Origin of the sequence: Bacillus sp. EB106-08-02-XG196, assembly GCF_013396335.1 — a bacterium.
Classification (GTDB): Bacteria; Bacillota; Bacilli; order Bacillales; family Cytobacillaceae; genus Neobacillus.
The window spans coordinates 41,610-58,770 of sequence record NZ_JABWSY010000006.1 but is presented as its reverse complement, the minus strand read 5'-3'; the positions used below and the strand labels follow the sequence as shown (position 1 = coordinate 58,770).

General features: G+C 37.2%; 16 protein-coding genes. 9 read left to right on the top strand and 7 right to left on the bottom strand.

Annotated elements, in window-relative coordinates:
- Positions 1–6: 6 nt before the first annotated feature.
- The 3 genes from MLOOGBEN_RS10665 to MLOOGBEN_RS10655 form a co-directional block, all read right to left on the bottom strand.
- On the bottom strand, positions 7–1,518 hold the full coding sequence (locus MLOOGBEN_RS10665; protein WP_179158243.1) for a coproporphyrinogen III oxidase: 1,512 nt from the start codon (positions 1,516–1,518) through the stop codon (positions 7–9).
- A gap of 125 nt (positions 1,519–1,643) precedes the next feature.
- On the bottom strand, positions 1,644–2,513 hold the full coding sequence (locus MLOOGBEN_RS10660) for a Cof-type HAD-IIB family hydrolase (protein WP_179158242.1): 870 nt from the start codon (positions 2,511–2,513) through the stop codon (positions 1,644–1,646).
- A gap of 126 nt (positions 2,514–2,639) precedes the next feature.
- The gene (locus MLOOGBEN_RS10655; protein WP_179158241.1) at positions 2,640–2,987 is read right to left on the bottom strand and encodes a YlbF/YmcA family competence regulator; all 348 of its coding nucleotides are present in this window, start codon (positions 2,985–2,987) and stop codon (positions 2,640–2,642) included.
- A gap of 200 nt (positions 2,988–3,187) precedes the next feature.
- Between MLOOGBEN_RS10655 and MLOOGBEN_RS10650 the strand changes: the two genes are divergently transcribed.
- The 8 genes from MLOOGBEN_RS10650 to MLOOGBEN_RS10615 all read left to right on the top strand — a co-directional run bounded on the left by MLOOGBEN_RS10650 (position 3,188) and on the right by MLOOGBEN_RS10615 (position 10,801).
- Positions 3,188–4,525, top strand: a complete 1,338-nt coding sequence (locus tag MLOOGBEN_RS10650) for a YheC/YheD family endospore coat-associated protein (RefSeq protein ID WP_218781142.1) — start codon at positions 3,188–3,190, stop codon at positions 4,523–4,525.
- Positions 4,526–5,629, top strand: coding sequence for a YheC/YheD family endospore coat-associated protein (locus MLOOGBEN_RS10645; RefSeq protein ID WP_179158239.1), 1,104 nt, complete (start codon positions 4,526–4,528; stop codon positions 5,627–5,629).
- The gene (locus MLOOGBEN_RS10640; protein ID WP_179158238.1) at positions 5,607–6,974 is read left to right on the top strand and encodes a YheC/YheD family endospore coat-associated protein; all 1,368 of its coding nucleotides are present in this window, start codon (positions 5,607–5,609) and stop codon (positions 6,972–6,974) included. Before MLOOGBEN_RS10645 ends, MLOOGBEN_RS10640 begins: the two co-directional genes overlap by 23 nt.
- Entirely contained in the window at positions 6,968–8,032 is a 1,065-nt protein-coding gene (locus MLOOGBEN_RS10635) for a YheC/YheD family endospore coat-associated protein (RefSeq protein WP_256989041.1), read from the top strand. The genes MLOOGBEN_RS10640 and MLOOGBEN_RS10635 overlap by 7 nt, the downstream gene beginning before the upstream one ends.
- A 76-nt stretch (positions 8,033–8,108) precedes the next feature.
- Positions 8,109–8,318 (top strand): YheE family protein, encoded by a 210-nt coding sequence (locus MLOOGBEN_RS10630; protein WP_179158237.1) that lies wholly within the window; start codon positions 8,109–8,111, stop codon positions 8,316–8,318.
- Positions 8,319–8,383: 65 nt separating this feature from the next.
- Complete coding sequence (locus MLOOGBEN_RS10625) at positions 8,384–8,560, top strand: hypothetical protein (protein ID WP_464869857.1); 177 nt, start codon at positions 8,384–8,386, stop codon at positions 8,558–8,560.
- 132 nt (positions 8,561–8,692) lie between these two features.
- Positions 8,693–9,580, top strand: coding sequence for a PucR family transcriptional regulator (locus tag MLOOGBEN_RS10620; RefSeq protein WP_218781141.1), 888 nt, complete (start codon positions 8,693–8,695; stop codon positions 9,578–9,580).
- A gap of 111 nt (positions 9,581–9,691) precedes the next feature.
- Complete coding sequence (locus MLOOGBEN_RS10615) at positions 9,692–10,801, top strand: ABC transporter ATP-binding protein (protein WP_179158234.1); 1,110 nt, start codon at positions 9,692–9,694, stop codon at positions 10,799–10,801.
- Between the two features lie 41 nt (positions 10,802–10,842).
- On the opposite strand, the gene MLOOGBEN_RS10610 is transcribed toward MLOOGBEN_RS10615, so the two are convergent.
- Positions 10,843–11,085 carry a hypothetical protein gene (locus MLOOGBEN_RS10610; protein ID WP_179158233.1) on the bottom strand — a complete coding sequence of 81 codons (243 nt, stop codon included), beginning with the start codon at positions 11,083–11,085 and terminating at the stop codon, positions 10,843–10,845.
- Positions 11,086–11,371: 286 nt separating this feature from the next.
- Here MLOOGBEN_RS10610 and MLOOGBEN_RS10605 point away from each other — a divergent pair, with 286 nt between their 5' ends.
- A complete protein-coding gene (locus MLOOGBEN_RS10605; protein WP_179158232.1) occupies positions 11,372–11,578 on the top strand; it encodes an alpha/beta-type small acid-soluble spore protein in 207 nt (68 codons plus the stop codon).
- Between the two features lie 75 nt (positions 11,579–11,653).
- Here MLOOGBEN_RS10605 and fumC read toward each other — a convergent pair whose 3' ends face one another.
- From fumC to MLOOGBEN_RS10590, 3 genes are all read right to left on the bottom strand, one after another.
- Positions 11,654–13,033, bottom strand: coding sequence for a class II fumarate hydratase (gene fumC, locus MLOOGBEN_RS10600; protein ID WP_179158231.1), 1,380 nt, complete (start codon positions 13,031–13,033; stop codon positions 11,654–11,656).
- A 270-nt stretch (positions 13,034–13,303) separates the two neighbouring features.
- Positions 13,304–15,319, bottom strand: coding sequence for an ABC transporter ATP-binding protein (locus MLOOGBEN_RS10595; RefSeq protein ID WP_179158230.1), 2,016 nt, complete (start codon positions 15,317–15,319; stop codon positions 13,304–13,306).
- Positions 15,316–17,073 (bottom strand): ABC transporter ATP-binding protein, encoded by a 1,758-nt coding sequence (locus MLOOGBEN_RS10590; RefSeq protein WP_179158229.1) that lies wholly within the window; start codon positions 17,071–17,073, stop codon positions 15,316–15,318. The genes MLOOGBEN_RS10595 and MLOOGBEN_RS10590 overlap by 4 nt, the downstream gene beginning before the upstream one ends.
- Positions 17,074–17,161 lie beyond the last annotated feature (88 nt).

Here is a 17,161-nt window from a genome sequence, read left to right as displayed (position 1 = left end):
TGCCTATTAAGCATGAGATCCTTTTTCAGTGAATAGTTCATCTAATATTTTTATCTTTTCTTCCGTGTAAGCTTCAAAGCTTTCATTATATGTTTTTGGATCTTTCGGATTAGCAAACTGCGTGATTTTCCCTGTCTCCGGGTCAATAAATTTACTTGCTGCTCCGCATCCAAGTCCAATAATGGTCTGCTGTTCTTCCATAATCATGATATTATAAATGCTTTCTTGATTTGGAAATGCATAGCCGACATTTTCGAGATTACCAAGAATGTTTTTTTGACGGTAGAGATAATAGGGAACATAGCCGTGGCTGTCTGTCCACTCTGTTGCTAGATTCATCATTTGTTCTACTTCTTCACGACCTGCCACTTTGTATTTATCTTTGTTTCTCGTCATTTCTGAGGCACGCTTAAATGATAAAGTATGAACGGTTAGAGATTCGGGCATTAACTTTTCCGTTTCAGCAAGTGAATGTGTAAATTCAGCTATACCTTCGCCTGGCAGGCCAATAATGAGATCCATATTGATATTATTCATGCCCATTTCTCTAGCTAAGTGATATTTATCGATTGTTTCTGTAACCGTGTGATGACGCCCAATGGCCTTTAAGGTTTCTTGTGTATAGGATTGTGGGTTAATACTAATCCGGTCGATCTTCCATTTCTTTAACACTTCTAACTTTTCAGAGGTAATCGTATCAGGACGTCCTGCTTCGACTGTGATCTCACGTATCTTTTCAACCTCTGGGAATGAAGCATACATTTCTTCGTAAAGCATATCCATTTCTTCAGCTGTAATACTCGTTGGTGTACCGCCGCCATAGTAAACGGTGGTGATCCTTACACCCTTTGCTTTCAGCCATTCTCCGATTTTCTTTATTTCATAATGCAGCCCGCCTAAGAACGAATCAACTGAACCTTGTCGACCGTTGATTGCATATGCCGGGAATGTACAATATGCACATTTTGTTGGACAAAAAGGAATACCAATATAGATGCTAACCTCCTTTTGAAGTGAATAGAGGTCCGGAACAATGGCAAGCTGTCTGTCGACGATTTGCTGCATCAGATTTATCTTTTCATCCGTAATAAGGTAATCCTCTTTTAATTGTTGGTGGGCGATTTCTTGAGGAATCCCCTCTTGGACCTTACGATGTAATAGCTTTGTGGGTCTGATTCCGGTTAGAATCCCCCACTTTTGGATGATTCCTGTCCAATTCTGCAGAAGTTTTAAATAAACATGAGCAACTGCATTTTTTATTTGTTTGAACTTTTCCTTTTCTGATTGGGATTGGAGGAATTCCTTTTCATAGCTATCTGTAAAAGAATTTCCGTCTTGATCTTTATAATCAGCAGAAACATTAATAAAGTCATTTTCTACTAAAGAAAAATTTATAATTAAATCAGCAGCTTCATCTTTAACTTTCAAAATCTCTGTTTCTTCAAAAAATAAATTTCCAATTAACTGCAACATCCGATTAAATCGTTCATCGTCTAAACCTAAAATACAAATACGCACTATAAATCACCTTTTCCTATAGAAAAACTTCTTTAAGTTTACAGAATCAAGAATATAAGGTCAATATAATGGAAAGCATTGACAAAGATAAAGAGACATCATCGTATATGATGATGTCTCTTTTATTACTTTTTAATAATATTCATTTTCCGTAAAAACTCAATTGGCTGCTGCTTTCTAAAGTGTTCCTTAACCATATAGGCAACGCCGTGCTCATTTTTCGATCTGGTTACCCAGTCAGCTGCTCTTTTTACATTAAATGCGGCATTCCACATAGCCACACCTAATCCAGCAGCCTCAATAGCTGGAATATCATCTAATCCTTCTCCAATGACAACCATTTCCTTTAACTGAATCCCAAGGTGGCTGCCAAGATACGCAAGCCCCTTTAACTTTGAGACACCTGCTGGGACAATATCTAATCGCAAAGCGTCAAGCTGTATCGTCTCAATTTCTGTAAACATCTTTTCGATTGCCTTTTTTGCATCCTGAAGATCACTTTCCTCTTCAAAATAAACCTCTATTTTCGGTGGAGTAACCGGTTGATCATGCAAGTATTCACTAAGTGACGAAACAAATTGCTGTGAATAAAATACTGGATCTCCTGATGTAAATACAGTTTTAGCTAACAAATTGGTGTTTAACTTCAACCTATTTGCTAACGAATATTGTTCATGAACCAATCTAATTTGACAAGGCATACCCTCGAGGAAACGGACTGTATCATACGTGATATTTTCGTGTATTCTTTGGACAAGATTTTGTTTATCTTGAATGTTTGCAATATAGGCACCTTGATGAGTGATTAGCGGGTTCTTTATTTTTAATGCCCTTGCCACCTTCTTGGCTGAGGGAAAACTCCGTGATGTCATAAGCGTTACATAAATTCCCTTTTGCTGAACATACTCAATGGCTTCCTTCGTTGACTTATGGATTTTTCCATTACTCTGTAAGAGAGTTCCATCAATATTTAATGCAAGCAAACGATAAATCATTATGCTGCCCCCTGTTCTTGGTGAAGTTACCCTTATAACACTTTTATGATTTTTCACCGAAAGATAGAACAAGGGCTGATTAGAAAAGAAAAAACTTCCGAAAAAATCGGAAGCGTTTAAATCCTATTATAAATTTCCGTAAAGCTCCTCTAGCGGCTTCATAATAACTTGGTTTAACTCACCAATAATCATGCTCATCCGCTGTTCTGCCTGCATAAGTCGAGATATTCTTTCATTTTGCTGGACAAGAGCTACCGTTGATTGCGCATGCTGGACCTCTTGTTCGGATATTTCCTGACCCATCATTTGTTTTTGTTGTAAATTCATTTGAATTTGGCGAAAGTTATCAAACATATTTTTTGCTGTTGGATCAGCATTGACTTCATTATACATTTGCTGTAAGTGTTTATATTCATCACTTTGACGAATCGCTTTTTCTAAGGCATAAGCTGCATCGTATAAATTAACGGACATTGATTCCACTCCTCTTAAGAAAATAATCTTAATAACTATAACAAACTATGTTTGTAAATGCGAGGATGTTCAACTACGCCACAATTATGTATCACCAACTATTGGGCGGTAACATACGATACCATATCAAAGAATGCCTATTTAAACACATATTCGCCGATAAATGAGGAGTGACTATGCCCCTAATCACAATTGTTCCGATGAAATCAGTTAACAGGACAGATCATTTTGTTCAGATGTCCTCAAAACTTTTTATACAGTTACAGCTTGAAACAAATGAAATCAAGATCTCTGTTGGAAAGAAAATGGTGAAAGTAAAAATAAGTATGGTTGAGATGTCTCCTAACGAGATTCATTTCCCTGAAAATCTATTTCAACTTTTTTGTTTACCCATTCAATGTTATAAATTTCATTCCATTTATAAGGAAGATAGCCATTCACTTTTCTTGGGCCCAGTCATTGGTCTGGTAACAGACTTTAAGAATAATGGAAATGAAGAACCCTATTTTCGCTCAATCCATAGTTTTTGTGAAGAACTTCATCATGGTTTAACGGAGAATGGCGGTTTCTTATATATATTTTCATATCCAGAATTTTCTGTTCAAGGTTATTATTTTGAAGTCGGGAAATGGAAATCTGCAGAACTCCCTCTTCCTGATGTCATTTATAATCGTATCCATTCTCGTAAAATTGAATTCGGCAAGAAATACCATTTATTTCGTCAAAGACTTACTGAGTTAAGTATTCCTATTTTTAATGATCGCTTTCTTTCAAAATGGGAGGTTCACGAGCACTTAATCCATGAAAATCATCTTCATTCCTATATACCTGAGACAAATTTGTTTACTAAGGATCATTTAGCCGCATTTGCAAACAAATATGAGACTGTTTTTATTAAACCTGTACATGGAAGTCAAGGGAGAAACATATTCAAACTAAAAAAAGAGAATACCAACTTGATATTGGACTCCTCTGTTAAATTGCACCCAGCAAATAAGCAGGTCCTATTGTCCTTTGAAGAGATATATCAGCATATTAAACCATTATTGAACAATAGAATCTATATTATCCAGCAAGGAATTCCCCTCCTTACCTATCAAAATAGAGGGATGGACTTTAGAGTATTGTGTCATAAAAATCAACGAAACAACTGGAAAGCTACCTCGTTGGTGGCCAGAATATCAGCAGAGGATGAGATTGTTTCCAATATTGCCAGAGGCGGAGAAATAATGACTCCCATAAATGCATTAAAAGATAGTATGAGTTTAAATGATGCAAAGCGGCTTATCGCACAAGTGAAAGATTTGGCCATTGAAACTGCAATGATTATTGAAAGGAAGTCAACCGGAATTATTGGAGAACTCGGAATCGATATTGGAATTGACCAAGAAGGTAACCCCTGGCTAATTGAAGTCAATTCAAAGCCATCTAAAAACTTTGAAGATGGTCAAATGAAAATAAGACCATCTGCCAAAGCAATTATTCAGTTTTGCACCAAGCTAGCATTAGATACAACCTCAGAAATGGAGGATTCATAGATGATTACCTTTGGAATTATGACCTTAAATTTAGAAAGTGAAGCAGCCTATCTTCATGAAATTGCTGCCCGCGGTCATTCTTGCGGCATGGAATGTTACCACTTTCTTCCTTCTAATATTAATCCTCGTACCACACAGGTTCTAGGGAGACGTTTTGATACAGTAAAACAATGCTGGGTAGAAGATGAATTTATCATCCCTACCATCATCTATGACCGTTGTTTTTACGGTGATGACGAACATTCAAAGCAATGTATCCCCATTGTTTCTTGGCTAAAAAGTAGAGAGGATATTACTTTTTTAGGATTTGGGCTTCCAAATAAACTAGAATTATATGATACCCTACGCAATTCTCGATTAGTTCCTTATTTACCTTACTCACAGCCTATTAAAGATTGCTCACAAGTAGGAAATTCCTTACGAAAACAGAAAAAAGTCATTATTAAACCAATAAATGGTTCTCAAGGATATGGTATCTATTATTTAAAGAAAAACGATAAAACCATCCATGTCAAAACCGAAAAAAATAAGAAAATTATCTCGAGGATCTTTCCTAATGAGAAAAAGTTATTTCAATGGCTCCAACCCTTACTAAACTTCCGGCCATACCTTCTTCAGCCCTATCTTGAATTATCTAATGCTGCTTCACAGCCATTTGATATTCGAATTTTACTTCAAAAAGATGAACAAGGGCTATGGGTTGAACGTGGAAAGGCTATTCGTCAAGGCAATACTGGAGGTATTCTTTCAAACTTAAGTGCAGGAGGCTCAAGCGTTGACTTTACTGACTGGTCCTCTTCCCTCGCTTTAGCCAGCAAAGATTATATTTTATCAGAATTAAATTTTATTACCAAAAACCTCCCACATATTCTCGAAAGTGAAATTCTTCCGTTATTTGAAATTGGCATTGATATTGGAATGGCAAAGGATGGTGCCCTTTGGATTCTCGATATAAATTCAAAGCCAGGGAGAAAGGTAATCTTACAAACTCAGCCAGATTTAGAAGAAACCTTATTCCTAGCCCCTCTTCTTTATGGGAAACACCTTACTCAGGCTGATCGTAAAGAAAGGAAGAGCTACGATGAGAAATCGTTATACCATTGAGATTGCTGATAACAGCCATTTAGTTGTTTACTGTCCTCAAGAGCTCTTAAAAGATAATGTGTTAAAAAAAATTGCCTTTGGGTCTAAAGCAATTGAAGCTGACTTAAGACCTCATCCTAAGAAAAATAATCATATAGTGATAAGCAACGAGATTCAAAAGCTCTTACTTTTTCCAGACTTTTCTATAAAGATGCATGTATTTGTTCAACATCAAGTTCTCCATATTGGACCGCTTGTTGGAATATTTACAGCAGGCTTCACCCCATTCCCTCACCGTCCAATTGGTGAGAGAACGAACTTTTTCTCCAAATTGTTATCGGTAAAAACCAATGTTGGAGCTATACCATTTGTTTTTGGAGAACAGCATATTAACTGGGAAATGGGTACGATTAGTGGTTATTTTTATCATGATAACCATTGGCAGAATATGGAGGTTCCCTTTCCTCATGTTATTTATGATCGGATTCCGAATCGGAAAAGTGAAAGAAATCCCAAACTAGTTAAGGTGAAGGAAACACTACAAAAGGACTACCTGATTCCTTGGTATAACCCAGGATTCTTTAGTAAGTTAGATATTTATGAAAGATTACAGCAGGACAAATCTGCGGCTGTCTATCTTCCAGAAACCCATCCTTTTACGTCCTTTTCATTGATTGAAGACATGCTCTCTAAATATGGTCATGTCTATCTTAAACCAATAAATGGAAGTCTAGGTTTAGGTGTCCATCAAATTCTCTACGATAAAATCCAAGATGAATATTATTGCCGCTATCAAGATCGTGATGGTGTGAACCTTCTGCGAAAATTCACTTCCTTAGAGGGCTTGTTTCAAACTGTTTTTGCTAATCGTAATTTAGAAAAGATGCTTGTTCAGCAAGGAATACACCTCCTCAGACAAGAACAGCGCCCGATTGATTTTCGCATACACAGTAATAAAGATGATGCTGGTGTATGGCATGTTACAGCATTAGCTGCAAAATTAGCAGGCCGAGGCAGCGTAACTACTCATGCCCGAAGCGGGGGAGAAGTCAAAACAGTGTCAGAACTTTTTCAGCAGGAAGAAAGTCAACTTTATACAGAAAAGCTGGTTCATGCTGCTCTGTTATTAAGTAACAGCCTCTCAAACAACATGGAAGGAATTATTGGCGAAATTGGATTTGATTTAGGTATTGATAAACATGGTGATGTCTGGTTATTTGAAGCAAACTCTAAACCAGGCAGATCTATTTTCAGTCACCCGGAACTAAAGGATTTCGATAAACTCACGTGTAAACTATCACTAGCTTTTGCGGTTTTTTTAACGGAACAAACCATTTTGCACCCTGAGGACGATTTCAAATGGTAGTCATCAATCCATGGAGTAAAAGAATGCAGCCTGTCATTGGAATTTTGACTGCAAAGAAAAAGGATGGAACAATTGGCGGGAATGGATCCCTATTTATTGAGCTGCAAAAGAAGCTTATTTCACTTAATGGAATAAGCTTTATCTTTACACTTGACGGGGTTCAAGATGATTCAATAGATGGGTTCACATTTATCCCAGAGAAGAATGAATGGGAAAGGATTATTTCCCCCTACCCGGACCTTGTATACAACCGAATACCCTTTCGAAAGTCAGAAGAAGAAATAAAAAATAGTGCGTTTTTTTCTCACTTAAATGATAAAAATATCCCTTTTTTTAATCCTGGCTTTATTGATAAATATGAACTATATCAACTCTTTAAAGAACACCCCATTCTTCAAACTTATATGCCTGCTACCATCCCGGCTTTTCAAAAACAAAAACTTTCTGCATTTTTGTCTCAATACCAAACCATTTACTTAAAACCTTCTCAATCTGCAAGGGGAAATGGCATTTTTAGATTAGAACTAGCTACAGAGAAAAAGCTTATGTTAAATGGAATAAGAAAGAGCGAGGAATTCATTACTTTTGATCATTTTTGGAACGAGTGGGAAAACATACTTAGGGAGAAAAATTACTTGGCTCAAGAGGAAATACAGTCTAAAACGTATAATGGTAAACGGTTCGATTTACGAATTCTCGCTCATGCTGAAAATGACAAATATATTGTTACAGGTGTTGGAATAAGACAATCGCAAAAGCAGGATATAACCACTCATATTCCATCAGGAGGAAAGCTTTTACCATATACTCTATTCAAAACGAAGGAGCTCGATTTTTTTATTGAAAGTGTTGTTGAACAAATTGGGATTGCACTCTCACAGAAGTTTGGCTTTTTTGGTGAATTTTCCATAGATGCTGGTATAAGTGAGACTGGACACTATTATATTTACGAAGTCAACTCAAAACCAATGAGTTTTGATGAAAGTGAAATAGAAACAAAAAAAATTGAACACCTCTGTCAGTTGTTCCTACAGCTTACGGTTCATAACAACTACTGAAAAATGTACTGGAATGTATTTATTATTTCCCTTAAGCTAGAAGTAACCACTAGTTGATTAAGGGAGATGGATAATAATGTTGACACATTTTCAATTTAAGCCCCTATTTGAAAATAAAAATATTCCTGGTTGGAATTTTTCCTTTTACTATAAAAAACAAAGATATTCTGGTATCTATCATCAAACCGGAAAAATTGAATGGTCAGCCAATACTCCCGAACAGGATGACATTGACGCACTAACCAGCCAAATCCACGAGTTAATGCTCTTCCATGTATATGAATAATGATTATGAATGAAAAAATACCCTTTCCGTAAACTAAAGAAAAACTAGGAAAGGAAATGATTGCTGTGAAAGAAGGAAAAAAAGACTTGCAGTATGAAGGAAAAGACAAGGTTTACCTTGATATTGACAGAATAATTAACGAAGGATTGTCAGGAGGTTCCGTCCATTCTCGTCATGATACTGCCAATATTGAAGAAGCACGTAACCTTACCGAAGAAGAACCTCCTTTACAATCAACATAATAATTAAAAAAGGCTAACTCGTTGAAATGATCACGAGTTAGCCTTTTTATCTGATCTCTAAATTAATGCTATAATTAGTGTATTATTCTTAAAATTATCAGTTTGGAGAAGTTGATCTTGCTAAAAAAAATCATGTCCTTATACAAAAATTCCGTACTGTCTTCTGTGCAGCCAACATACACTTCTGACCAATATTACATATTTTATGACCAATCTGAAAAGAACTGGCTTTCCATTCCGAAAACAAATTTAACAGAAAACGAACTAAACCTTCTAAACGTTCTGTATGAACAAGTTAAAATGTCTTCTTCCATGCCGCTGAGCTCACTTTCTAGAAAATGGCATGATTTTTTGCTGTTAGATGGATCAATCCCTACTCTAAGTAGTGAAAGTAATTTTCGCTTCATCCAGTTCCATATCAAAGGTCATGGCGTTGACCCAACAGAAATCGAGTCAGCCATTAAAGGTTTTTTTTCTGATGAAGTACAAATTATTTGGCAAGATGACCATAATGGGATTGTCATCGAAGAAAGAAGACAATTATCTCTCACCGAAAGTGAGTTATCTTCCATAGCTGATACTTTAGAAAGTGACTTTTATGTAAAAGTGTCCTTTTATATTGGCAGGCTCTACCCTGCTTCCAATCAATTGCGAAGCCATTTTCAACAAGAAAAGGAGTATTTTGAATTTGCTAAGAAAAATCTAACAAGCACAAATGTCATTTCCTTTGAAAAGATATTTCCAGCTTTTGTTGCATTTAATTTGCCTAATGACATTAAAGATAAAGTTAATAAGGAACTTTCTTCGGTATTCTTAGAGGATCCCGAGTTATATACAACCATAAAAGTATTCTTAGAAAATAATTTAAATGCCAGCTTAACGGCTAAAAAATTATTTATTCATCGTAATACACTCCAATACCGACTTGATAAATTTATTGATAAGACTGGAGTACAATTAAAAGACTTTTATGGAGCCTTTACCGTCTTTTTAGCATGTTTACTATTTGAACAAAAATAAATAGGACACAGTGCACAAAATTCATTTTAGGAACTTTGTGCATTGTGTCCATATTGTTTGTAAACCTTTTCATGTAAACTGAAATTAATCAAATCAGGGAGGGTTTACACAATGGCTGAATTAAAATTAGATCATATTTATAAAATTTACGATAATAAGGTTACAGCGGTTACAGACTTTAATCTACATATTCAAGATAAGGAGTTTATCGTATTTGTCGGTCCTTCTGGCTGCGGAAAATCAACAACTTTACGTATGGTTGCTGGTCTTGAAGAAATTTCAAAAGGTGACTTTTATATTGATGGAAAAAGAGTGAATGATGTAGCTCCTAAAGATCGTGATATCGCGATGGTATTCCAAAACTATGCCCTATATCCGCATATGACGGTATATGATAATATGGCTTTCGGTTTAAAACTTCGTAAGTTTCCGAAGGATGAAATTGATCGTCGTGTAAATGAAGCAGCAAAAATTCTTGGATTAGAAGCTTATTTAAAGAGAAAGCCGAAGGCATTATCCGGTGGTCAACGTCAGCGTGTTGCACTAGGACGTGCAATTGTCCGTGACGCAAAGGTATTCTTAATGGACGAGCCACTTTCAAACCTTGATGCAAAACTTCGTGTAGCGATGCGTGCTGAAATCGCTAAGCTTCACCGTCGTTTAAACACAACAACTATTTATGTAACACATGACCAAACAGAAGCAATGACAATGGCTTCAAGACTTGTAGTTATGAAGGATGGTCTTATTCAACAAGTGGGAACACCAAAAGAAGTATATGAAAAGCCTGAAAACGTTTTTGTTGGCGGATTTATCGGTTCACCTGCAATGAACTTCTTCAATGGTAAACTTGAAGATGGCAAGTTTGTAGCTGGCAAAACTTCTATCGCCGTTCCAGAAGGTAAGATGAAAGTTCTTCGTGAGCAGGGATATGTAGGAAAAGAAATTATCCTTGGTGTTCGTCCAGAAGATATCCATGATGAGCCAGTATTTATCGAAGCATCTGCTGGTACAAAAATTACAACTAATGTGGATGTAGCTGAGTTAACTGGTGCAGAATTAATGGTTTACTCTAGTATTGATGGTCAGGACTTCGTGGCCCGCCTTGATTCAAGAGCTGACATTCACCCAGGAGATTCACTTGATCTAGCTTTTGATTTAAACAAAGGTCATTTCTTTGACGCTGAAACAGAGTCCCGCATCCGCGTGGCTAACGAATAGAAAAGAACCAAAAGGTCCCGAATTTTCGGGACCTTTTGCATTTATTCTTTAATAAAGATCACTTCATCCATTTGACAGGATGGACATTGATATAAGTGAGGGCATTTTCCCCCTGTGTTACTGTCCGGATAACCGTCTTCTATCTTCATTAAATCAATTTCCATATACGGACTGTAATCATCATAGAAATCCATTAACCTTCCTCTATCTAACATTTGTTCGCCACAATGTGTGCATAATAGAGATACTTCACGTAAACCATTGCAAATTGGGCATATCGACATTCCCATTCACCCTCTAAGTTATTGTATACGCTTAGTTTGCGTTACTATTTCGGCACTATGTAACGGAATAAATTACCAGTAAAATCTAGTGAATAAGTTGCCCATTTTTAATCATAATAATATTACAAAGCAAGCAACAACCCAGCAACACAAAAGAAAGTATGAAGCATCTCCAACATCTAATAACTTTTAAGATGGGTTAGGCCAAGGTGGCAATGGTTAATCTTAACCATATGGTTCAATTCCATACTGACCCCAAAATTATTAAGAGGAGTGTTATTCAACTATGGCTAGTAACAACAACTCTAATCAACTTTTAGTACCTGGAGTGGAGCAAGCACTTCAACAAATGAAGTATGAAATTGCAACAGAATTTGGTGTACAACTTGGTGGAGACACTACTTCACGTGCAAATGGTTCTGTCGGTGGAGAAATCACTAAGCGTCTAGTTGCAATGGCAGAATCACAACTTGGCGGCGGATTCCAACGCTAATTTTCAAAAAGCACAGTACAACAAATAAATAACATGGCTTAAGCCCCCTCCATTACGGAGGGGGCTTTCAATGATCTAGAACATATTCTCTGGTTTAACCCACACATCAAATTGCTGTGGGGAAACATATCCTGTTTTGACAGCCGCTTCTCTTAACGTGCTATTTTCCTTATAGGCCAGCTTGGCAATCTCGGCGGCTTTTTCATAACCAATATAAGGATTTAACGCTGTAACCAGCATTAATGATCGCTCTACATGCTTTTTGACCACTTCTTCGTTAACTTCAATACCAATCGCACATTTTTCATTAAAGGAACGGATGCTGTCCGTTAAAAGGGCGATAGATTGAATGAGATTGTAAATAATGACAGGCTTAAAAACATTTAATTCAAAATTCCCCTGGCTTGCCGCAAACCCGATGGTGGCATCATTCCCAAAAACCTGGCAGGCAACCATCGTTAACGCTTCGCTTTGGGTAGGATTTACCTTACCGGGCATAATGGAGCTTCCAGGCTCATTTGCCGGTATCGTTAACTCTCCTATCCCGCTGCGCGGCCCGCTTGCCAGCCACCTGACATCATTGGCAATTTTCATTAAATCTGCTGCTAGTGCCTTTAGGGCACCGTGCACAAAGACGATTTCATCATGACTCGTTAACGCATGAAATTTATTCGACGAAGTCTGAAAGGAGTAACCCGTCAATGTTGAGAACTGTTCCGCCATTTTCTCCCCAAATTCAGGATGAGCGTTTATTCCTGTGCCAACTGCAGTTCCGCCAATAGCAAGGTTCAGTAAATACCTGCTTGAATCGGCAGCCATCTTTTCAGCCTTTTCGAGCATAACTCTCCAGCCGCTTATTTCTTGACCAAAAGTCAATGGCGTGGCATCCTGCAAATGAGTTCGGCCAATCTTCACCACATCTCTAAATGTCTTTTCCTTTTTTATCAAGGTAGCTTTTAGCTCCCCAATTACGGGAAGCAAATTCTCCGTTAATTTTATGTAGGCAGCAATATGCATGGCCGTCGGAAATGTATCATTCGAACTCTGCGACATATTGACGTCATCATTTGGATGAATCCGTTCTTTACTTCCTTGACTCATTAATAAATCATTAGCTCGATTTGCTATGACCTCATTCACATTCATATTGGTTTGGGTGCCGCTTCCGGTTTGCCAGACTGCAAGTGGAAAATGGCTGTTATATTTCCCGGCAAGGATTGGGTCGCAGGCAGCAGCAATTGCCTTCATTTTACTTTCAGTTAATTTTCCTAATTGATGATTGACAATTGCACCAGCTTTTTTAATTAAGGTTAACGCATAAACTACTTCAATCGGCATTTTTTCGGTACCTATATCGAAGTTGTTCAAGCTCCTCTGTGTTTGTGCACCCCAAAATTTATTAGACGGAACCTGAACCTCACCGAGTGTATCTCTTTCTATTCTAAAGTTTTCCATAAATGATTTCACCTCACTATCATATATACCCAATAAATAGAAAAAAACTACAGACAAATGTCTGCAGTTTAATTTTTAACAACGATATATCCGATAAAGTACGAAAGAATTAAGAGACTGCCAATAACATTAACGATTGAATAATCTGCCATCTAATCCACCCCTTTTTTATGGAAAAGCTTAAACACATTTAAGTTATCATAATAAAGGGAGTTTATATGTGATAAAAATAACAAGTTATCGGTATAACTGTGAAATTTCTGTGAATCTTTACCCAGTCAACTCAGCGCATCCTTTTTGAAGTTCATACAATTGATAATACTTTCCGTTTACTAACATCAATTCTTCATGTGTGCCGCGCTCGACAATCTTTCCGCGGTCTAGAACCAGAATTAGATCAGCGTTGCGAATGGTGGATAATCTGTGCGCAATAATAAAGGTGGTTCTTCCTTTTTTCAAGACATCCATCGCCTCTTGAATAATGGCCTCTGTTTCGGTATCAATACTCGATGTAGCTTCATCAAGAATTAAGATTGCCGGGTTAAATGCAAGCGCTCTGGCAAAGGAGATTAACTGGCGCTGTCCGCTTGATAGGGTGCTTCCTTTTTCGATCACAGGTTCATCGTATCCATTTTCCAAGTTTTTAAAGACTTGGTCTGCCCCAACATCCTTTAAAGCCTTTTCCACCATTTCTCTTGTTATGGATTGCTCGTTAAGACTTACATTTGAGGCAATCGTGCCAGTAAACAAGTATGGGTCCTGTAACACTATCCCCATATGATTTCGAATCGTTTGGCGAGGTATACTGACAATATCCTTGCCATCAATTAGAATCTTCCCTTTTTGACAATCATAGAAACGGAAAAGCAGATTCATAATCGAGCTTTTTCCTGAACCAGTGTGTCCGACGAGTGCAACTGTCTGACCCTGTTTAGCTTCAAAGTGAATATCTTTAAGTACATATTCACCCTCTTTGTATCCAAAGTACACATGATCAAATTCTACATTGCCTTGAAATCTTTCGATTCGTTCAGTACTTACATTCTCTCCCTGTTCATCCATAAGCTTAAACACTCTTTCACCTGCAACGAGCGCTGTCTCCAAATTGGCTAATTGATTGACAATCCCCTGTACGGGCTGAAAAAGACGATTAATGTAATCAACAAAAGCATAAAGTACACCGAGAGAAATGACAGAAGAAGGATTCAACGACTGACCCCCAAAGTACCAAATGAATGCAACAAAAACGAGATTTCTAAGTACCCCCACTAAATTGTGTGAAGTTAAAGCATTCAAGCTTAATAATTTATTTTGAAATGTAAAATGTTCAGTATTAAGCTTTTCGAATTCCTTTTCAGTCTCTTTTTCCCTTCGAAAGGCTTGAATAATACTCATACCGCCAATCGATTCATTAATAGTGGCATTAATGTCACTTATTCGAGAACGAATAACATGATTATATTTTGAAGCAAACTTTCGATATAATAACATCCACCCATAAAGAATTGGCAAAAGTAATAAACAAATGGCTGCCAGCTTCACATCTAAGATAAATAGTGCCGCATATATTCCTGTGATATATATAGCACTAGTAAAAAATTGGGCTAATACAGTCACATATAATTCGCGTATTGCTTCAGTATCATTGGTAACCCTTGCAACCACTTTTCCTGCTGGAAGGTTATCAAAGTATTGAATTGGAAGCCGTTGGATTTGTCCGTATACATCCTCCCGCATTTTTTGTATGATTCGATTTGCTGACTTCTGCAGCAGAAACCGTTGTCCATACTGAAAAATAGCAGATATCACTAAAAGACAGAAATATATAATCAGCAGTTTCATAATCCCTGGAATTTCAAGTTGATAGAACGCCATTAACTCCCTAGTGGTAAGTTCCTTTGCGTCATATTCAACCTTCTCTGTTCCTTTTTGAAGGGTTATGACCCCATTTTCAAATGTTCTTTTCCCATCGAATTCAAGCTTGTCTTCCACCATGACAAACTTTGCTCCAACCTGCAAAATTCTAATTTCTTTCCCCTGTTCTTCACCATTGGAGAAATTCTTTTCTTTTTTATAAAATTGCTCGTTATATTCAGCTGTGTTTTTTCCTTCTGTTGTTTGATACCAAATGGACTCGATGCCTAAAATGTGTTCATCGATAATATTTTTTGCAATGAATGGCCCTGCCAAATCAGTAGCTACGGAAATACTCAGCATGAATAATGCAGCAATAATGATTTTTTTATAGTTTAAGGCATACTGGGTTAATCGCCAGCCTGTACTCATGTCGTCACCTCCTCTTCAAGATTATTTTCAACTTGTTGTCGTAAATATTGTTCTTTATACCAGCCATCAGCAGCAAGGAGCTGTTCATGGGTCCCTTCTTCAATGATCCGGCCTTCATCAAGAACAAGGATTTGGTCTGCATGCTGAACGGCTGACATTCTGTGAGTGGTGATAATGGTTGTTTTGTCATTTCTTATTTCACGAATATTGTCAATGATTCTCTTTTCTGTTTTTGCATCAACTGCAGACAAGGAATCATCAAGAATAAGAATTTCAGGATTTCTTATTAGCGCACGTGCGATTGAAATTCTTTGCTTTTGACCGCCAGAAAGTGCTACTCCTTTTTCACCCACAAGAGTTTCTAACCCTTCCGGGAGCAATTCTAAATCCTTTCTAAATGCAGATAGGTCGATGGCTTTCTCCAATTCTCCTTCAGTTGCTTCACTGTTCCCGAAAAGAATATTTTCTTTTACACTTTTTGAAAAAAGGACATGGTCCTGAGGCACATAACCAATCCATTTACGAACTTGATTCAGAGTCTGCTCTTTAAGGTGAACACCTGAGATGGATAGTTCACCACTTCCAAGCGGATATTGTCTTAATAGCTGTTTGATAAATGTTGTTTTTCCACTACCGGTTTTTCCAACAATACCTAATGTCTGCCCTTGAAGCAATTGTACAGAAATATTCGTTAAATTATCTTCCTTAGATGAAGGGTATCGAAACGTTACCTTTTCAAAATCAATTCGCTCTGGATTTTCGACCTTAATAGGCTGAGCAGGATTCTCTACGGTCTCTTGAAAGGAAAGAGTTTCATTTACCCGATCTAAGGATGCATTTCCTCGCTGCATGATATTAATTAATTCGCCTATCGCAAACATCGGCCAAATTAGCATCCCTAAATAGACATTAAAGGCAACAAGGTCACCTAAGGTAATAGCCTGATTAAAGACTAAGTAGGCACCATAACCAAGACCAATCATATAGCTTAATCCGACTAGTATTTTTACAGTTGGATCAAATAACGAGTCAATCCTTGCAACTTTGATATTTTTTTCAAAGACATCCTCTGTTAACTGGTGGAACCTTCTCCCATCTGCTTCTTCCTGAACATAGGCACGAATAACTCTTACACCTGCAACAGATTCCAAAACGCGGTCATTTAACTCCCCGAACGCATCCTGTGCATCCATAAAGCGCTTATGAATTCTTTTCCCGTAAATTTGCATGATGTAAGCCATAATCGGAAGAGGCAGGATTGCTGCAATCGTTAGCTTCCAACTAATTAATAGCCCCATGGTGATGATAAGCGTAAGCATCCAGACACTTGAATCGACTAGCGTCAATATCCCAAACCCTGCGGTGATGGAAATTGCCTTTAGGTCATTTGTTGCTCTCGCCATTAAATCGCCCGTTCTATTTTTTTCATAAAAGGTTGGAGACATTTTTAATAAATGTTTCATAAATCTCGACCTCAACTTTCTTTCTACAAGAAAAGCCCCGCCGAATAACTTATACATCCAAACATAGGTAATTCCATATGAAAAAACCATTATTAATAAAAGAAAACCCACATATTTTACTATTTTTCCATTACTCATTTCGCCAACCTGAATATCATCAATGGCCATTCCAATTAATTTTGGCGGCACAACATCCAAGATTCCAACTAGAATTAATAAGGAAATGGCAATGACATAACGCTTCCAATATTCTTTAAAAAACCAACTTAATTTCTTTAAAACCGAAAACATACTGATTCCCCCCTATGCAAAAAGAAAAAGGCATACCGCAAAAGTGCAGTATGCCTCAAAACTAAAAAAAGAGACAAAAAAACACACG

What these genes read in the sequence shown, in the direction of transcription:
- MLOOGBEN_RS10660 (WP_179158242.1), bottom strand. Translation starts at nt 2,513, where the DNA reads ATGATTTATCGTTTGCTTGCATTAAATATTGATGGAACTCTCTTACAG.
- MLOOGBEN_RS10655 (WP_179158241.1), bottom strand. Translation starts at nt 2,987, where the DNA reads ATGTCCGTTAATTTATACGATGCAGCTTATGCCTTAGAAAAAGCGATT.
- MLOOGBEN_RS10650 (WP_218781142.1), top strand. Translation starts at nt 3,188, where the DNA reads ATGAAATCAGTTAACAGGACAGATCATTTTGTTCAGATGTCCTCAAAA.
- MLOOGBEN_RS10645 (WP_179158239.1), top strand. Translation starts at nt 4,526, where the DNA reads ATGATTACCTTTGGAATTATGACCTTAAATTTAGAAAGTGAAGCAGCC.
- MLOOGBEN_RS10640 (WP_179158238.1), top strand. Translation starts at nt 5,607, where the DNA reads ATGAGAAATCGTTATACCATTGAGATTGCTGATAACAGCCATTTAGTT.
- MLOOGBEN_RS10635 (WP_256989041.1), top strand. Translation starts at nt 6,968, where the DNA reads ATGGTAGTCATCAATCCATGGAGTAAAAGAATGCAGCCTGTCATTGGA.
- MLOOGBEN_RS10630 (WP_179158237.1), top strand. Translation starts at nt 8,109, where the DNA reads ATGTTGACACATTTTCAATTTAAGCCCCTATTTGAAAATAAAAATATT.
- MLOOGBEN_RS10620 (WP_218781141.1), top strand. Translation starts at nt 8,693, where the DNA reads ATGTCCTTATACAAAAATTCCGTACTGTCTTCTGTGCAGCCAACATAC.
- MLOOGBEN_RS10615 (WP_179158234.1), top strand. Translation starts at nt 9,692, where the DNA reads ATGGCTGAATTAAAATTAGATCATATTTATAAAATTTACGATAATAAG.
- MLOOGBEN_RS10610 (WP_179158233.1), bottom strand. Translation starts at nt 11,085, where the DNA reads ATGTCGATATGCCCAATTTGCAATGGTTTACGTGAAGTATCTCTATTA.
- MLOOGBEN_RS10605 (WP_179158232.1), top strand. Translation starts at nt 11,372, where the DNA reads ATGGCTAGTAACAACAACTCTAATCAACTTTTAGTACCTGGAGTGGAG.
- fumC (WP_179158231.1), bottom strand. Translation starts at nt 13,033, where the DNA reads ATGGAAAACTTTAGAATAGAAAGAGATACACTCGGTGAGGTTCAGGTT.
- MLOOGBEN_RS10595 (WP_179158230.1), bottom strand. Translation starts at nt 15,319, where the DNA reads ATGAGTACAGGCTGGCGATTAACCCAGTATGCCTTAAACTATAAAAAA.
- MLOOGBEN_RS10590 (WP_179158229.1), bottom strand. Translation starts at nt 17,073, where the DNA reads ATGTTTTCGGTTTTAAAGAAATTAAGTTGGTTTTTTAAAGAATATTGG.